The following is a 14,735-nucleotide window of genomic DNA, read 5'->3' on the forward strand; positions in this document are numbered from 1 at the left end:
TAATCTGGCCGGTTTTATTTCGATTACGAAATAAAAGGCCGCCATGGGGCGTCCCTGGCCTGGATCAATCCTTATCAGGGCATAGGGGGGCCGTGCGGATTTGGCAAGAAGTGTACGCGAAAGGATGCTAGAAGGTGGGCATCATCTATTCTTGCCCGGAAGGGAGCCGAACCCATGTCCGAACCCAATACCAGCGCTGCCGAGCAGCTTTTCGAGAAGGCCCTCGACGTGGCCGAAAAGCACCTGGAAGCAGCCATGAAGGAGGGCGGCGCCCTTTCCGGTTATGTCGCCATCGCCATGATCGAAGCCGCCGTCAACCAGGCCGTGGAAGAGACCAGCCACACCGACGTTGCCGACATGCTGCGTGATCTGGCCGACCAGATCGAAGCCGATGCCGAGGAAGGCGACGACGAGTAATCGTCCTGCCGGCTTTCGGGCATGCTTATGAAAAACCCCGCTGGGCAACCGGCGGGGTTTTTCTTTTGGGCATCAAACCCGCTTTGGCCGGAGTCGCCCCATCGCCAGCGCGTCGATATAAACCCCGTCGCGGAAGGCGTAATCGCGCAGGCGCCCCTCTTCGACAAAGCCGAAATGCCGATACAGGCGGATGGCCCCGTCATTATCGGCAAACACCGTCAGCTCGACGCGGTGCAGGTCCAGCCAGCGGTCGGCGGCATCGATCAGGGCATGCATCAGGGATTTACCGACACCCATACCCTGGGCATCGTCATGTACACCGATGGCCAGATCGGCCACGTGCCGGCGCCGTCCTCCCAGGCGGAACAGGCCGGCAGACCCGACCAGCTTGCCCTCCAGAATCGCCACCACCTGCAAATCGTCGGCTCCACCCTTTTCCATCCAGGCCCGCGTCCCCTCCACACTGGGGAAAGGCGGGCGCAGGGTGCCATGGCGGAACTTCGGCATCGACGCCATGGCCGCCATCGCCGCCGCATCATCCAACTGCCGCGCCCGCAGCCACAGGCCCGGCGGGCCAAAGGCGGCGGCGGTGCCGCCGGGCGGTGGCGTGAAGGCGGGCTGGCTCATGATTTACGCTCCCGTTGAGGTCACCGCTGACAGGAAAGCCCGGATCAGGTCCGGGCTTTTGCGTCCCGGTGCATCCTCCACCCCCGATGAGACATCGACGGCCTTGGCGCCCGTGGCCCGGATGGCGTCGGCGACATTGGCGGGGTCCAACCCACCCGATAGCATCCAGGGTTTCTGCCAGTCACGGCCCGTCAGCAAGGACCAGTCGAAGGCAACCCCATTACCACCGGGCAGAATGGCACCCTTGGGCGGCTTGGCATCGAAGAGCAGCATATCGACCACAGACTCATAGGCCGTCGCCGCATCCAGGTCCGCCGCCTCCCCCACCTTTAGCGCCTTCATGACGGGCAGATTGAAACGCGCGCGGATGGCGGCCACCCGTTCCGGCGTCTCCGATCCGTGAAGCTGGATCAGGTCCAGCGGCACCTGACCCGTGACATCGTCCAACAGGTCATCCGTCGGGTCCACGAACAGGCCCACGACGCGGGTGCCCGTCCCCACCATGCGCGACAGTTCGGCGGCGGTGGCGATGGAGACATTGCGAGGCGATTTTGGAAAGAAGACCAGCCCGACCCAGCGCGCCCCGGCATCCAGGGCCGCCTGCATGGTCTCCGGCGTGCTGATCCCGCAGATCTTGGCTTTCACCGCACTCATGCGCCCAGTTCCTCTGCGATGCGGCGGGCGGCGGCGGCAGGGTCGGCATCCGCCGTGATGGGACGCCCGATGACCAGATGGTCTGCCCCGGCGGCGACCGCATCGCGCGGCCCCATCACCCGCTTCTGGTCATTGGCCGCCGCCCAGGTGGGGCGGATGCCGGGCACCATCAGCGTGAAATCGGCGGGCAGGTCGCGGCGCAGCAACGCCACTTCGGCGGGCGAACAGACAATGCCATCAGCACCATTGGCATGGGCCACCTGGGCCAGACGGCGCACCTGATCCGCAGCCGGCACTGCCTGCCCCACGGCGGCCAAGTCTTCATCCGACAGGCTGGTCAGGACCGTCACGGCCAGGATGCGCATGCGGGGCACCCCCAACCGTTCCGCCTCCTCCCGCGCGGCATCAGCGGCCGCACGGATCATGGCGGGGCCACCACCGGCATGGATGGTCAGAAACTTCGGGGCCAGCGGGGCGACGGACCGCACGGCACCAGCCACCGTATTGGGGATATCGTGCAGCTTCAGGTCCAGAAACAGGGGCAGATCGCCCGCCGCAATGACATCGCGGATGCCGGCAGGACCCTGCGCCATGAAAAATTCCAGACCCAGCTTCACGCCGCCGACCAAGCCCGCAACCTGCGCTGCCATGGCCTTCGCCCCCTCAATCTCCGGCATGTCCAGGGCGACGAAAACACGGTCGGTGGGGCGCATGGTTCAGGGCTCCAGATGGAAAGATCTGTGGGCAGGTTTAACGCGGAACGGCGTCGGCGCGAAGGGACGATGCGGAAGCCCTTCCATGCCGGGCGCCACCCCTTCCCAAAACGTAAGCCCGACCCTTGACCCGTGGCAGCAGCCCGCACAAGATGCAGCCTACCGCCCTAACCCACGGAGCCTGCCATGCCCCTGCCACCCCCGGACGCCGCGCGGGAGCCGTTGCATACGCGTCAGGTCACCTGCAAAGGCTATCGTCGGGCCGATGGGCTGTGGGATATCGAAGGCCACATTACAGACCGCAAATCCTATGATTTTCAGCGCGATGGCCGGACCGTGCCCAGCGGCGACCCCATCCATGAGATGTGGATACGCCTGACGCTGGATAACCGGCTGACGGTGAAGGCGGTCGCCGCTGTGACGGACGCCGCCCCCTATCGGATGTGCCCGTCAATCACGGAGAATTTTCAGCGGCTGGTGGGCCTGTCCATCGCCAGCGGCTGGACCGCCGCCGTCAAGGAACGGCTGGGCGGGGTGGAGGGCTGCACCCATCTGGTGGAATTGCTAGGTCCCGTCGCCACAACGGCGTTCCAGACCATCGCCCCGTACCTGGAAGACCTGGACAAGAAGGCCCGTGCCGCCATGGTCGAGCGCGGCGAAACGCCGCCCCCGCGCCGCCGCCCACCGATGCTGGATACATGCCATATCTGGGCCACGGACGGAGAGGTCGTGGCACGGGAATGGCCGGAATTCGCGGTAAAACGCTCGTAGCGGGGATTATGCTTTCGCTAATCCGCGCCACACAAAGGTTGTTTACGGCGCCTTGCCCGTCTGCAGGGTGCCGGTGACGCTGCCGCCGTCGGCGATGTTGATACGGCCATACCGGATGGTGCCGTCAACCTGACCCGTCTCACCCACCGACAGGATGCCGGTCACTTCGATGGTGCCGGTCGCGCGGCCATTGACGCGCATCTGTTCGACCTTGGCCACACCTTCGAAATGCCCGCCCTCGGCGATTTCCAGGATCTTGATCTCATTCAGGGTGACATCGACCAGACGACCCGCCACATGCAGCGTGTGGCAGTGCGAAATCTTGGCGCCTTCGATCCGCGCCTCGGCAGAGATGGTGGTGATGCCCCCGGTGACGGGCCCGCTTTCAACCGCCGCTTCGGCAATGCCATGCAGGCCGGGACGCTGGAAACTGCGCGGGTCCAGGATATCGTTGGGCATCGGTTGAACAACTCCGCCAGAGGACCGGGGGACGGTCGCAATCGTCGAACGGACCCTAAAGGAAACGGCCCGTCATTTCGGTTTCATTCATAAGCTGAAAGGGTTAAATCCGCAACGCTTCTTGCCCATGTCACGTTAGGGATGCATGGGGGTGCGTTGACAGGGGGAACCAGGGGCCCAATAGTCCCCGGTTCCGGCGCCCGGACATCGGGTTCGTGGCGCTTTGGACGATGGCTCCATGGAGTTGCAGCCGTGATCCCTGTTGTAATGCCCACCTATTCCCGCATCGACATCGTGTTCGAGCGGGGTGAAGGCGCCCATATCTGGGACACGACAGGCCGACGATTCCTGGATTTCACCGCCGGCATCGCGGTGAACGCCCTTGGTCACGCGCACCCCTATCTGGTGGAAAAGCTGACCGAGCAGGCGGGCAAGCTCTGGCACACGTCCAACCTGTTCCGGGTTGCGGGTCAGGAACAGCTGGCCAAGCGGCTGTGCGACCTGACCTTCGCCGACACGATGTTCTTCACGAATTCGGGCGTGGAAGCGTTTGAATGCGCGGTCAAGACGGTGCGCAAGTATCAGCATGATATCGGCCACCCGGAAAAGACCCGCTTCATCGTGGTCGGTGGGGCCTTCCATGGCCGTTCGACGACGGCCATCGCCGCCGCCAAGTCAGAGAAGATGGTGGGCGGATTCGGCCCCCTGCTGGACGCGTTTGATCAGGTGCCGTTCGGCAACATGAACGAGCTGCGCGCCGCCATCACCCCGCAAACCGCCGCCATCGTGGTGGAACCCATCCTGGGCGAAGGCGGGATCGTGGTGGGCAGCGACGAGTATCTGAAGGCCCTGCGCGATACGGCGGATGAGTTTGGCCTGCTGCTGGTGTTCGATGAGATCCAGACGGGCGTGGGCCGTACCGGCAAGATGTTTGCCCATGAATGGGCCGGCGTTACCCCGGACGTCATGCCCATCGCCAAGGGTATCGGCGGCGGCTTCCCCGTCGGCGCCTGCCTGGTCAGCGAGAAGGCAGCCAAGGGCATGGTGCCGGGCACGCACGGTTCGACATTCGGCGGCAACCCGCTGGCCATGGCCGTCGCCAATGCCGTTCTGGATGTCATCACGGCCCCCGGCTTCCTGGAGCAGGTGACCGTCACGGGCGACAAACTGAAGGCGGAACTGGAGGCCCTGGTTGCCAAGTACCCGACCATCCTGGCCGAGGCGCGCGGCAAAGGCCTCATGCTGGGCCTGAAATGCGTGAAGCCGAATGGCGAAGTAGTGACCCGCCTGCGTGAGAACGGCCTGCTGACCGTTCCGGCGGCGGAGAATGTCATCCGCATTCTGCCACCCCTGACCATTGGCGACGCCGAAATCGCCGAAGCCGTTTCGATCATCGACAAGACCTGCCAGGAGCTGGCGCAATGACCATTCAGAAGTCCCCCCGCCATTTCCTGGATATCCACAACCACTCCATCGATGAACTGCGCGAGATGCTGTCACGCGCCGCCTTCATGAAGCGTGGACAGGGGGCCGAGCGCCCCCTGCTGGGCAAGACGCTGGCCCTGATCTTCGAAAAGCCCAGCACGCGTACCCGCGTGTCCTTTGAGGTGGGCATGCGTCAGCTGGGTGGCGAAGTCATCTGCCTGACCGGCAAGGAAATCCAGCTGGGCCATGGCGAGACCATCGGCGACACGGCACGCGTCCTGTCGCGCTATGTCGACATCATCATGCTGCGTACCGACCATGAGACGAAGCTGCAGGAGATGGCGGAGGCGGCGACCGTCCCCGTCATCAACGGCCTGACCGACAGCTCTCACCCGGTCCAGATCATGGCCGACATCCTGACCTATGAGGAACGCAAGGGCCCCATTAAGGATGCCGTCTTCTGCTGGACCGGCGACGCCAACAATGTCTGCGAAAGCTTCATCCACGCTTCGGTAGCGTTCGATTTCGAACTGCGCATCGCCTGCCCGCCGGAGCTGTCGCCCTCCCACCAGACCTTGGAATGGATCAAGGCCAACAAGGGCCGCGTGACGGTCCATCGCGATGTGGAAGAGGCGGCGACGGGGGCCGATGCTCTGGTGACCGACACCTGGGTGTCGATGCACAATAAGGACGCGCATCGCCGCCACAATCTGCTGAAGCCATATCAGGTAAACGATCGGATCATGGGTCTGGCGAAAAAAGACGCCATATTCATGCATTGTCTGCCCGCACACCGTGAGGAAGAGGTGACGTCTAGCGTCATCGATGGTCCGCAGTCGGCTGTGTGGGATGAGGCAGAAAACCGTATGCACGCCCAGAAGGGCATTCTGACCTGGTGCCTGAACCGATGAATTCCGTTCCTCCCGTGGCGGGCCAGCCCCGCCACGATACCGATGCCGTAACGGCCGAATTCGATATCTGCCAGCCGTTCCAGCTGGACAGCAGCTCCTTCCGGGGGCGGCTGATCCGACTGGGCCCGGCCCTGGACGAGATCATCAGGCGGCATGATTACCCGGACGAGCTGGCACCCCTGCTGGCCGATACCATCCTGCTGGCCGCCACGCTGGCCTCGTCCTTGAAGTATGACGGTATCTTCACGTTGCAGACCAAAGGCGACGGCCCCGTCGCCTATACGGTGTCGGACGTCACCTCGGTCGGCGATCTGCGCGGCTATGCCCGCTTTGACGCCGACCGTCTGGCCGAACAGCGCCGGCATAAGGGCTTCCAGCCCGATCTGGGCGCGATGCTGGGTTCCGGCTATGTCGCCTTCACGGTCGACCAGGGCGAGCATACGGAGCGTTACCAGGGCATCGTGGAACTGCGTGGGGCCACGCTGGCCGACGCCGTGCGTCATTACTTCCGGCAGTCGGAGCAGTTGGCGGCGTCCATCAAGAGCTTCGTATCCAAGGATGCGGATGGCAGATGGGTCGGCGGTGCCATCATGCTGCAGGCCCTGCCACCGGAAAATGCCGGTGTGTTCAGCGAACATCAGGCCGGTGTGCGTGAAGAAGACTGGCATCGCGCTGGCGTCATGCTGGAGACGGTGACGGCGCATGAGCTGCTGGACCCGGCCCTGTCGGTGAATGATCTGATCTACCGCCTGTTCCACGAGGAAAGCCCGCGCATCTACGAACGCCGGGAACTGCGCCCCGGCTGCCGCTGCTCCCGCGAGCGGGTGACGGACGTGCTGCGCAGCCTGGATCGGGGCGACCTGGACGAACTGCGCGTGGATGGGCTTGTCGCGGTGACGTGCGAGTTCTGCAACGCCACCTACAGCTTCAACGACACTGAACTGGACGAGGTTTACGCAGCGTTCTGAGGGCGGATATCGGATGCGGGTTCAGGCCCGCATCCAGCCCCCCGTCAAACCTTAACCGGCACCGACAATTCCACCGCCGCGTCGCGCCCATCGGTGATGTCCAGGGTACGGAAGTCGAAATCCCGCTCCGGCCCCTTGAACACATCATATTCCAGGACGCGGTCCACGGAATTGTCGGACTTGAAGGTCAGGACCTTCGGCTTGATCGAATAAAGCTGGTCCGGGGTGATGCTGGCGGATGCGGCGATGATCACCTCATCCCCCTTCTGGCAGGTGCGGGCGGCGGCACCGTTCAGGATGCAGGCCTTGGACCCCGGCTCGCCAAAGATCACATAGGTGGAAATCCGCGCACCGCTGCTTTTGTTCCAGATTTCCACAAATTCCAGTGGGTAGATACCGGCCAGCGCACATTGTTCGGGGTCGAGCGTGATGGACCCGTGATAATCCAGATCAGCGCCGGTGACGCGGATGCCGTGGAACTTGGCGCGGACAATCTTGATCATAAGGGGCTGCTCCGGTCGGTTTGGCACGATCCTCAGGACCCGCCGATCATTCCGGCCACCGGATCGGCGGCCGCGTCGGCGGTTTCGCCAATCACATAAGCGTTCCTGACGCTGCATACCACCGCATCCGCCGCAGCCCTGTCCGCCGCATGCACGAAGCAGAGCGGCTGATCCGGCCCCGCCGCCGCCCCGATGGGCGCCACCTGATCCAGGCCGACGCGCGGATCGACGCGGTCCTCTGGTCTGGTCCGCCCCCCGCCCAGCGCCACCACGGCCAGGCCCAGCGCCCGCACATCCTGGCCCGCGACAATGCCGGGCCGGTCGGCGAAGACCGGCACCACGACAGGGGCCGACACCAGATGCCGGTCGGGCCGCTCAATCAGGTCGGGTGGCCCACCTAGCACCGCCACCATGCGGGCAAACCGGTCTGCCGCAGCACCCGTGGCAATGGCCTGATCCACCAGCTTCCCGGCATTCACGGCATCGGTGGCCAGCCCCGACAGGATCAGCAGTTCCACACACAAAGCCCGTGTCACCCGCCAAAGGCGCGTTTCCGCCGCCCCACCGGCCAGGACCGACAGGCATTCGCGCAGTTCCAGGGTGTTGCCAGCGCTGTGACCCAGCACTTGTCCCATATCGGTCAGCAGAGCACGGGTGGGCAGGCCGGCATCGCCGGCGGTGCGGACCAGCATTTCCGCCAGTCCGGTGGCCGCCTCCCGGCCTTCCATGAAGGCACCCGATCCGAACTTCACATCCAGGACCAGGGCGTTCAGGCCAGCGGCCAGTTTCTTGGACAGGATGGAAGCGGTGATCAGATGGATGCTTTCCACCGTCGCCGTGACATCGCGAATCGCATAAAGTCGGCGGTCGGCAGGGGCGATTTCATCCGTGGCACCGACAATGGCGCAGCCGACCCGCCGCACGACGGTTTTCAGCCGGTGCAAATCAGGTTGCGCATCATAACCTTGGATGGCTTCCATCTTGTCGAGCGTGCCGCCCGTATGGCCCAGCCCGCGACCCGAGATCATGGGCACATAGCCACCGCAGGCCGCTATGATGGGGGCTAACAGCAGGCTGACCTTGTCCCCGACCCCGCCCGTCGAATGCTTGTCCAGGACAGGGCCGCCCAGCCCTTCGCGCGCCCAGTCAAGAATAGTACCCGACCCGGTCATGGCCCGCAGCAGGGCCACGCGTTCGCCGGCATCCATGCCCTGGAACCAGACCGCCATGGCAAAGGCTGCCGCCTGGCCTTCCGACACCGATCCGTCGGTCAGGCCCGCGATGAAGGCAGCAATATCGTCCGCCGACAGGGCGTGCCCGTCACGTTTGCGGCGGATAATCTCCTGCGGCAGGAACATGGGCGCGGATACTCACCGGGGCTTTTGGCCGGGGCAGGCCATGGCAATGGGATCCACACCATAGCGTGTTCCCGCCGCCGGGTGCAGGGGGGCCGACATGCGAAATGCCGCAGGGCGTAGCAGCACCATATCCGGATCCTGCCGGTGCAGCGCCTCCCGATTCGCACGGCTGGCCAATGCCGCCGTCAGCTGTGCGGCCAGCTTGGGTTCCAGGGACGGGCCTGCGATCCAGGCCACGGGCTGCATCATGGTCGCCACCTCACCTTGATCGGGGCCATAGGTGCCGGCGGCAATGGCGCCGGGCGCACCGAACGGGTGCAGGCCGGACAGGCGGCCCGCCGCATCGCCCGTGACAGGCAGCAGCCGGGCGCCCGCCGTGATGGCCATGGCCGCTACCGGGTCAGGAGCGGCCGCGATTCGGAACAGCGCATCGACACGCCCGTCAGCCAGGGCCAGGACCGCCTGTTCGCCACCAATCTCCACCGCCCGTACCTGCTGCCGGCGCAGACCATAGGCGGAGAGGATGCGTTCGGCCAGACGGCGTTCATCGCTGCCCGCCACGCCGATGGCGACGCGACGGCCCTTCAGTTGTGCGATATCGGTGAGGCCGGTTTCGGCACGGACCAGCACATGCAGCGATTCGTTATAGATCTCGCCCAGGATGGTCAGGTCCGCCGGCTTGGCACCGGGGGCGGGAAAGCAGCGGGCGGCATAGATGCGGTCAGCCGGGGCCAGCCCCGTTTCAACGGCACCTGATGCCACCGCCTCCACAATGTCACGACGGTCGGGCAGGCTCTGCGCCAGGGCCACCAGCCCCTGCACACCACAGGCGCGGTCATCATCCCGGCAGGCCGGCATGCCCGGCGGGCGCGACAGGATGGAGGCCAGGGCAGAACCCACATCGAACCCACGTTCCCCCGACGGATCTGCCGCAATGCGCAGATAGCGCGCGGACGCATCCACACCCGCCGGCGCCCGGCCCAGGGCCACCAGTGCGACCAACGGCACCGCCAACAGCGGAATTAACCAATATCTGGGGGACATGGCACAGGCGCCCTACCAAGTTTGGGCTTATTCACGCCTTTCCAGCCTGCCTGTCAAATGCGCCCTGGTGATGGCAGGTCGATTCGTTCCGCCTGTTGCCCCACGGATTCATTCCTTTTGGACAGGCGGGGCGGCCAGCACATAGGCCACGATGGCGTTGGCATGACCATGCCCCATGCCGTGGTCAGCCTTCAGCATGGCGACCAGTTCCATATGTTTGGCGGGCAGACGCTGTTTGACCAGTTCCAGCCACTCCCCGATGGGGCGGCCATATTTCTTCTCGATCGACGGAAAATAGGATGCGGGGCCCTTCACCGGTTCGTCAGCCATCGTCCCACCCAGCTATTGCGTTTCAGGTCGATACAACCCATGCGCCAGGAAGTGGGTGCTGTAAACAGCCGACAGGGGTGATTATGAGGCCGACGTCCCGGATTCCGGGGTGGAACTAGCCTTTTGGGATATGCACGGCCTTTACGCCCCCCCTTGGCTGCGGCACTCTGTCCATAGGGAAGCATCGCCATTGAGACGATGCCCATCGGGGGAAACGCGCATGGCATCACGGCTTGGCTCGATGCTGCTGGTCCTGGGTCTTCTGGGTGGTGCTGTCACCGCGCAGGCCGAACAGCAGATATTGCCCGCCGCCGCCAACCTGACCGCCGAACAGCTTTTCTCTGTCGCCTTCCGCCCCATCATCGACAATGCCCTGAAACAGCCCAACATGCCGGCCCTGCTGGGTGATGGGCTGCGCCGTGTGGCGGCACAGGACCGGACGTTGGGCATTGTATCTGTGCCGGGCCATCTGCTGCTGACGCGCGAGGGGGTGGAACTGGCGCGCGTGGTGCTGCCGTCCGACATGATCCCCGAACGCTGGGCCAATGCGACGGCGGAAATGCTGCGCGCCATTGCCGCCGCCTCCCCCGCCATCGCCGCCAAGGACCGGGAGCAGGTCTGGCGCGACATGTTCGACGGCATGATGACCGATCTGGACCCCTATTCCCGCTATGCCGAGCCCAACCGGGCGCAGGGGGAGCGCACCCAGCGCGAGGGGTATGACGGGATCGGCGTCGGGATCCGCAGCGTCGATGGCTTTTACGAGATTTCCGACATGGTGCCCGACGGCCCGGCAGCGGCAGCCGGGGTGAAGGTCGGCGACCGGATATTCGAGGTGGCGGGCACCCGTACCCTTGGCCTGCCCTATGAAAGGCTTTCAGCCCTGATCCAGGGGCCGGAGGGCAGCTGGGTGGAAATGAAACTGGGCCCCAGCGAACAGCGCCCGCGTAATGTCACCATCCGCCGCCGGCATCTGGTGCCCAACACGGTTCAGGCCGCCATCAATGATGGCGTCGTGACCGTGCGGGTCGAGCGGTTCAACAATGCCACCCAGGATAATGTGCGTCAGGCCATCCAGCGCTATCTGGACCGGGGGCCGGTGCGCGGCGTGGTCATGGATCTGCGCGGCAATCCCGGCGGGGTGATGGTGCAGGCGGTGGGCGTGGTGAACCTGTTCGTGCCACAGGGCCGCATCATCACCACGCGAGGCCGCAACCCCAGCTCCATCCAGTGGTTTGAGGCGCAGAAGCCGACCACCCTGTTTCCCGATCTGCCACTGGTCGTGCTGATCGACGGGCAGACGGCGTCATCGGCGGAGATTGTGGCGGCGGCACTGCAGGATGCGGGCCGCGCCCTGATCGTCGGCTCCTCCTCCTATGGCAAGGGCAGCGTGCAGCATGTAACGCAGTTGCCCAATGGCGGGGAACTGTTCATCACCTGGAGCCGGATTTACGCGCCCAGCGGGTACAGCTTTGACGGCCAAGGCGTGCTGCCCAGCCTCTGCACATCGCAGGCGGGCGTGAATGTGCAGTCCTTGCTAGCCGCCGCCGCGCAGGGCGACCGGGGTGAACAGGCCACACGGTCGCGTCAGCGGCTGGCGGCCCCCGACGATGCCGAGGCGCTGGCGCAACTGCGCGCCACCTGTCCGCCGAAGCCCGCCGACAGTGTGGCATCCGCCGCCGTAACGGTATCGCTGGCCCGTGCCCTGGTGGAGGATGTGGGGCTTTACCGCCAAGCCCTCGCATCCCGGCACATCAACGTTGCGGAGAGGTAAGGTCTTTGTCCTTGACAGACGGGGGCGGATGCGTAGATTCCGCCGCTGTGCCGCCGGGGGTCTTCCTCCGGTGGACTTGGTTTATATTCATCGGCCGCGCGTCCTTGCGGTGGCCGCAAGTCAGACGCAGGTAGGGTATCATGGCTAAGCAGAACACCGTGCTGATCAAGCTGGTTAGCACCGCGGACACGGGCTACTTCTATGTGAAGAAGAAGAACCCCCGTAAGACGACCGAGAAGCTGGAATTCAACAAGTATGATCCGGTTGCTCGCAAGCACGTCGCCTTCAAGGAATCCAAGATGAAGTGATCTCCCGTCTGGGATGATTCTCTTTTGGATCGGGGCCACGGCCCTGACGAAGCAAAACCCCCGCTGGTTCGCCCGGCGGGGGTTTTGCTTTTGGGCATTGGCATTTGAAGCGCGGATCAGGGCCTGTGAGGTATTGATTGAAGCGCCACTCTTCGTCATCCCGGCGGAAGCCGGGACCCAGGGGCACACGAAAGACCTGGACGCAGCTTCGATCATCGCCGCTGAAAGGTTGGTCGCGGGCCCCCTGGGTCCCGGCTTCCACCGGGATGACGAAGGAAGAGGCGATTTCGGTCAGTGCATATCCGCACTGGCGACGCGTAATCCGCGCGACGGACGCCACCAGGCCCGACTCTACCGCCGCGTTAGTCTTAGGGATTGTCACGGGATGGCCGAAGCCCCTAATGCAAAAGGCCGCCCGGAGGCGGCCTTTGGTGCATTATCATAGTCTTGTCTGGAGCGGGCGAAGGGATTCGAACCCTCGACCCCAACCTTGGCAAGGTTGTGCTCTACCCCTGAGCTACGCCCGCATTACCAGACAGGCCTGCCTTGCGGCAGTGGGTTATCGGAACTGGAGCGGGCGAAGGGATTCGAACCCTCGACCCCAACCTTGGCAAGGTTGTGCTCTACCCCTGAGCTACGCCCGCCCATTTCCGATGTCCGTCCGGGTCGTCCCCGGCGGTGAGCGCGGAATATAGCCATCAAACTTTGCCATGCAAGGACTTTTTTTCCATGCCTGTACAGTTTTCCGCGAAAGCCCCCCATCCTTGATGCATGGCACCTCATCGGGAGGTTTGCCGCCGGGCCATGGCCGCTCTATATAAGCCCATGACGATCCCCGCATCGCGGGGCCATCCATGATCACCCGATCCAGGAACAAGAACCCATGTTCTCGCCCACGCCTTCGCCCCAGCCAAAGCCCGCCGCCACCGACCTGATCAAGGATGGCAGCGACGCCGGTTTCATGGCCGATGTCATCGAGGCGTCGCAGGAAGTGCCCGTTATCGTCGATTTCTGGGCCACCTGGTGCGGCCCCTGCAAGACGCTGGGCCCCATTCTGGAAAAGGCCGTTACCGCCGCCAAGGGCGCGGTGAAGCTGGTGAAGATTGACACCGACAAGCATCCCGCCGTGGCGGGCCAGTTGCGGGTACAGTCGATCCCCACCGTCTATGCCTTTTTCCAGGGCCGCCCCGTGGACGGGTTCCAGGGCGCCTTACCGGAAAGCCAGATCAAGGCCTTCATTGAGCGCCTGGTAAAGCTGTCGGGCGGCACCGGTGCCATCGACATCGCCGCCATCCTGGCCGAGGCCAAAGGCCTGCTGGATGCCGGTGATGCCCAGGGGGCCGCCGCTGTCTATCAGGAAGTGCTGGCCGAGGAGCCGGAAAATGCCGCCGCTTATGCCGGTGTCATCCGCTGCCTGCTGGCCGTTGGCGAGGCTGACGCCGCCAAGGGCATGATCGCCGACGCCCCCGCTGTTATCGCCAAGTCCGCCGACCTGGCCGCCGTGAAGTCGCAGATCGAACTGTCCGAACAGGCTGCCAAGGCAGGTCCCCTGGACGATCTGAAGGCTGCTGTCACCGCCGACCCGGCCAACCATCAGGCGCGTTACGATTACGCAGTGGCGCTCTTCGCTGCCGGCCGTAACGAGGACGCGGTGGAAGCCCTGCTGGAGATCGTAAAGCGCGACCGGGAATGGAACGACAAGGCGGCCCGCACCCAGCTTCTGAAGATGTTCGAGGTGCTGGGCCCCATGGACAAGCTGGTCATCCAGGCCCGCCGTAAACTGTCGTCGCTGCTGTTCGCATGAGCCAGAACCCGTTCGACCTGCCCCATGATCAGTTGCCGGACACCATCCCCGTCTTTCCGTTGACGGGGGTGCTTCTGCTGCCGCGTGGCAAGCTGCCGCTCAATATCTTTGAGCCGCGCTATCTGAACATGGTGCAGGACGCGCTGGCCTCGAACCGGCTGATCGGCATGATCCAGCCGCGTGATGGCGGGATGGGTAACCACCCGCCCCTCTATGATATCGGCTGCGTCGGACGCATCACCAGCTTCAGCGAGACCGAGGATGGCCGCTTCCTGATTACCCTGACGGGGATTAGCCGGTTCCGCATCGCGGGTGAAGTGCCGACCACGCGCGGATATCGCCGCATCATCGCCGATTGGTCGACCTTCGCCGCTGACCTGGATGAAGATGCCCCCTGTGATCTGGACCGCGCCAGCCTAGACGGCACGCTGCGTGCCTATTTCAAGCAGCAGGGAATCAGCGCCAATTGGGACAGCATCGCCCAGGCGCCGTTGGACCGGCTGATCACGTCGCTGGCCATGATTTGCCCCTTCGATGCACCGGAAAAGCAGGCCCTGCTGGAAAGCCCGGACCTGAACGCCCGTGCGAAGCTGTTGCTGGCGCTGGTGGAAATGGCCGTCCATCAGGGCGGCGACAATGAAGGTGGCGGCGCCCGCCACTGATCTTTTT

General features: G+C 64.4%; 17 protein-coding genes and 2 tRNA genes. 9 read left to right on the forward strand and 10 right to left on the reverse strand.

The window, feature by feature from the left end; all coding sequences use genetic code 11:
* Positions 1 to 174 precede the first annotated feature (174 nt).
* Positions 175 to 417, forward strand: coding sequence for a hypothetical protein (locus tag C0V82_RS10735; RefSeq protein WP_054168580.1), 243 nt, complete (start codon positions 175 to 177; stop codon positions 415 to 417).
* A gap of 72 nt (positions 418 to 489) precedes the next feature.
* Here the strand turns inward: C0V82_RS10735 and C0V82_RS10740 are convergent, their stop codons facing one another.
* Genes C0V82_RS10740 through pyrF form a run of 3 tightly spaced genes read right to left on the reverse strand, consistent with a single transcriptional unit; the run spans position 490 to position 2,411 of the window.
* Positions 490 to 1,044 (reverse strand): GNAT family N-acetyltransferase, encoded by a 555-nt coding sequence (locus tag C0V82_RS10740; protein WP_102112341.1) that lies wholly within the window; start codon positions 1,042 to 1,044, stop codon positions 490 to 492.
* A 3-nt stretch (positions 1,045 to 1,047) separates the two neighbouring features.
* A complete protein-coding gene (locus C0V82_RS10745; RefSeq protein ID WP_102112342.1) occupies positions 1,048 to 1,698 on the reverse strand; it encodes a phosphoribosylanthranilate isomerase in 651 nt (216 codons plus the stop codon).
* Positions 1,695 to 2,411, reverse strand: a complete 717-nt coding sequence (gene pyrF, locus C0V82_RS10750; protein WP_102112343.1) for an orotidine-5'-phosphate decarboxylase — start codon at positions 2,409 to 2,411, stop codon at positions 1,695 to 1,697. Before pyrF ends, C0V82_RS10745 begins: the two co-directional genes overlap by 4 nt.
* Positions 2,412 to 2,597: 186 nt before the next feature.
* On the opposite strand from pyrF, the gene C0V82_RS10755 reads away from it, so the two are divergent.
* Entirely contained in the window at positions 2,598 to 3,182 is a 585-nt protein-coding gene (locus C0V82_RS10755) for a DUF2889 domain-containing protein (RefSeq protein WP_102112344.1), read from the forward strand.
* Positions 3,183 to 3,224: 42 nt separating this feature from the next.
* Here C0V82_RS10755 and C0V82_RS10760 read toward each other — a convergent pair whose 3' ends face one another.
* On the reverse strand, positions 3,225 to 3,641 hold the full coding sequence (locus C0V82_RS10760; protein WP_102112345.1) for a bactofilin family protein: 417 nt from the start codon (positions 3,639 to 3,641) through the stop codon (positions 3,225 to 3,227).
* Between the two features lie 252 nt (positions 3,642 to 3,893).
* On the opposite strand from C0V82_RS10760, the gene C0V82_RS10765 reads away from it, so the two are divergent.
* The 3 genes from C0V82_RS10765 to hslO are packed head-to-tail and all read left to right on the forward strand — an operon-like array spanning position 3,894 to position 6,945.
* A complete protein-coding gene (locus C0V82_RS10765) occupies positions 3,894 to 5,066 on the forward strand; it encodes an aspartate aminotransferase family protein (protein ID WP_102112346.1) in 1,173 nt (390 codons plus the stop codon).
* A complete protein-coding gene (gene argF / locus C0V82_RS10770; RefSeq protein WP_102112347.1) occupies positions 5,063 to 5,977 on the forward strand; it encodes an ornithine carbamoyltransferase in 915 nt (304 codons plus the stop codon). Before C0V82_RS10765 ends, argF begins: the two co-directional genes overlap by 4 nt.
* Positions 5,974 to 6,945: an Hsp33 family molecular chaperone HslO gene (gene hslO / locus C0V82_RS10775; RefSeq protein WP_102112348.1), complete on the forward strand. Its 972-nt coding sequence runs from the start codon at positions 5,974 to 5,976 to the stop codon at positions 6,943 to 6,945. The genes argF and hslO overlap by 4 nt, the downstream gene beginning before the upstream one ends.
* A gap of 44 nt (positions 6,946 to 6,989) precedes the next feature.
* Here the strand turns inward: hslO and C0V82_RS10780 are convergent, their stop codons facing one another.
* The 4 genes from C0V82_RS10780 to C0V82_RS10795 all read right to left on the reverse strand — a co-directional run bounded on the left by C0V82_RS10780 (position 6,990) and on the right by C0V82_RS10795 (position 10,180).
* Positions 6,990 to 7,448: an aspartate 1-decarboxylase gene (locus tag C0V82_RS10780; protein ID WP_102112349.1), complete on the reverse strand. Its 459-nt coding sequence runs from the start codon at positions 7,446 to 7,448 to the stop codon at positions 6,990 to 6,992.
* A gap of 32 nt (positions 7,449 to 7,480) precedes the next feature.
* Positions 7,481 to 8,806: a thymidine phosphorylase gene (gene deoA, locus C0V82_RS10785; protein ID WP_102112350.1), complete on the reverse strand. Its 1,326-nt coding sequence runs from the start codon at positions 8,804 to 8,806 to the stop codon at positions 7,481 to 7,483.
* A 12-nt stretch (positions 8,807 to 8,818) separates the two neighbouring features.
* Positions 8,819 to 9,850, reverse strand: a complete 1,032-nt coding sequence (locus C0V82_RS10790; protein ID WP_102112351.1) for a TAXI family TRAP transporter solute-binding subunit — start codon at positions 9,848 to 9,850, stop codon at positions 8,819 to 8,821.
* Positions 9,851 to 9,958: 108 nt separating this feature from the next.
* Positions 9,959 to 10,180 (reverse strand): DUF4287 domain-containing protein, encoded by a 222-nt coding sequence (locus tag C0V82_RS10795; protein ID WP_102112352.1) that lies wholly within the window; start codon positions 10,178 to 10,180, stop codon positions 9,959 to 9,961.
* Between the two features lie 220 nt (positions 10,181 to 10,400).
* On the opposite strand from C0V82_RS10795, the gene C0V82_RS10800 reads away from it, so the two are divergent.
* Both C0V82_RS10800 and rpmG read left to right on the forward strand, forming a co-directional pair.
* Entirely contained in the window at positions 10,401 to 11,954 is a 1,554-nt protein-coding gene (locus C0V82_RS10800) for a S41 family peptidase (RefSeq protein ID WP_158659864.1), read from the forward strand.
* Between the two features lie 140 nt (positions 11,955 to 12,094).
* Complete coding sequence (gene rpmG, locus C0V82_RS10805; protein ID WP_029012212.1) at positions 12,095 to 12,262, forward strand: 50S ribosomal protein L33; 168 nt, start codon at positions 12,095 to 12,097, stop codon at positions 12,260 to 12,262.
* A 452-nt stretch (positions 12,263 to 12,714) separates the two neighbouring features.
* Here rpmG and C0V82_RS10815 read toward each other — a convergent pair.
* Positions 12,715 to 12,789: transfer RNA gene (locus tag C0V82_RS10815), tRNA-Gly, on the reverse strand.
* 42 nt (positions 12,790 to 12,831) lie between these two features.
* Positions 12,832 to 12,906, reverse strand: a tRNA-Gly gene (locus tag C0V82_RS10820).
* 239 nt (positions 12,907 to 13,145) lie between these two features.
* Between C0V82_RS10820 and trxA the strand changes: the two genes are divergently transcribed.
* Both trxA and C0V82_RS10830 read left to right on the forward strand, forming a co-directional pair.
* Complete coding sequence (trxA, locus tag C0V82_RS10825; protein WP_102112355.1) at positions 13,146 to 14,066, forward strand: thioredoxin; 921 nt, start codon at positions 13,146 to 13,148, stop codon at positions 14,064 to 14,066.
* Positions 14,063 to 14,728 carry an LON peptidase substrate-binding domain-containing protein gene (locus C0V82_RS10830; protein WP_102112356.1) on the forward strand — a complete coding sequence of 222 codons (666 nt, stop codon included), beginning with the start codon at positions 14,063 to 14,065 and terminating at the stop codon, positions 14,726 to 14,728. Before trxA ends, C0V82_RS10830 begins: the two co-directional genes overlap by 4 nt.
* Positions 14,729 to 14,735: the final 7 nt, after the last annotated feature.

The sequence above is a fragment of the Niveispirillum cyanobacteriorum genome (assembly GCF_002868735.1).
Taxonomy (GTDB): domain Bacteria; phylum Pseudomonadota; class Alphaproteobacteria; order Azospirillales; family Azospirillaceae; genus Niveispirillum; species Niveispirillum cyanobacteriorum.

Bases quoted from the DNA above. Each gene is read 5' to 3' on its own strand.
- C0V82_RS10735 (WP_054168580.1), top strand. From the start codon at position 175: ATGTCCGAACCCAATACCAGCGCTGCCGAGCAGCTTTTCGAGAAGGCC.
- C0V82_RS10740 (WP_102112341.1), bottom strand. From the start codon at position 1,044: ATGAGCCAGCCCGCCTTCACGCCACCGCCCGGCGGCACCGCCGCCGCC.
- C0V82_RS10745 (WP_102112342.1), bottom strand. From the start codon at position 1,698: ATGAGTGCGGTGAAAGCCAAGATCTGCGGGATCAGCACGCCGGAGACC.
- pyrF (WP_102112343.1), bottom strand. From the start codon at position 2,411: ATGCGCCCCACCGACCGTGTTTTCGTCGCCCTGGACATGCCGGAGATT.
- C0V82_RS10755 (WP_102112344.1), top strand. From the start codon at position 2,598: ATGCCCCTGCCACCCCCGGACGCCGCGCGGGAGCCGTTGCATACGCGT.
- C0V82_RS10760 (WP_102112345.1), bottom strand. From the start codon at position 3,641: ATGCCCAACGATATCCTGGACCCGCGCAGTTTCCAGCGTCCCGGCCTG.
- argF (WP_102112347.1), top strand. From the start codon at position 5,063: ATGACCATTCAGAAGTCCCCCCGCCATTTCCTGGATATCCACAACCAC.
- hslO (WP_102112348.1), top strand. From the start codon at position 5,974: ATGAATTCCGTTCCTCCCGTGGCGGGCCAGCCCCGCCACGATACCGAT.
- C0V82_RS10780 (WP_102112349.1), bottom strand. From the start codon at position 7,448: ATGATCAAGATTGTCCGCGCCAAGTTCCACGGCATCCGCGTCACCGGC.
- deoA (WP_102112350.1), bottom strand. From the start codon at position 8,806: ATGTTCCTGCCGCAGGAGATTATCCGCCGCAAACGTGACGGGCACGCC.
- C0V82_RS10790 (WP_102112351.1), bottom strand. From the start codon at position 9,850: ATGTCCCCCAGATATTGGTTAATTCCGCTGTTGGCGGTGCCGTTGGTC.
- C0V82_RS10795 (WP_102112352.1), bottom strand. From the start codon at position 10,180: ATGGCTGACGAACCGGTGAAGGGCCCCGCATCCTATTTTCCGTCGATC.
- C0V82_RS10800 (WP_158659864.1), top strand. From the start codon at position 10,401: ATGGCATCACGGCTTGGCTCGATGCTGCTGGTCCTGGGTCTTCTGGGT.
- rpmG (WP_029012212.1), top strand. From the start codon at position 12,095: ATGGCTAAGCAGAACACCGTGCTGATCAAGCTGGTTAGCACCGCGGAC.
- trxA (WP_102112355.1), top strand. From the start codon at position 13,146: ATGTTCTCGCCCACGCCTTCGCCCCAGCCAAAGCCCGCCGCCACCGAC.
- C0V82_RS10830 (WP_102112356.1), top strand. From the start codon at position 14,063: ATGAGCCAGAACCCGTTCGACCTGCCCCATGATCAGTTGCCGGACACC.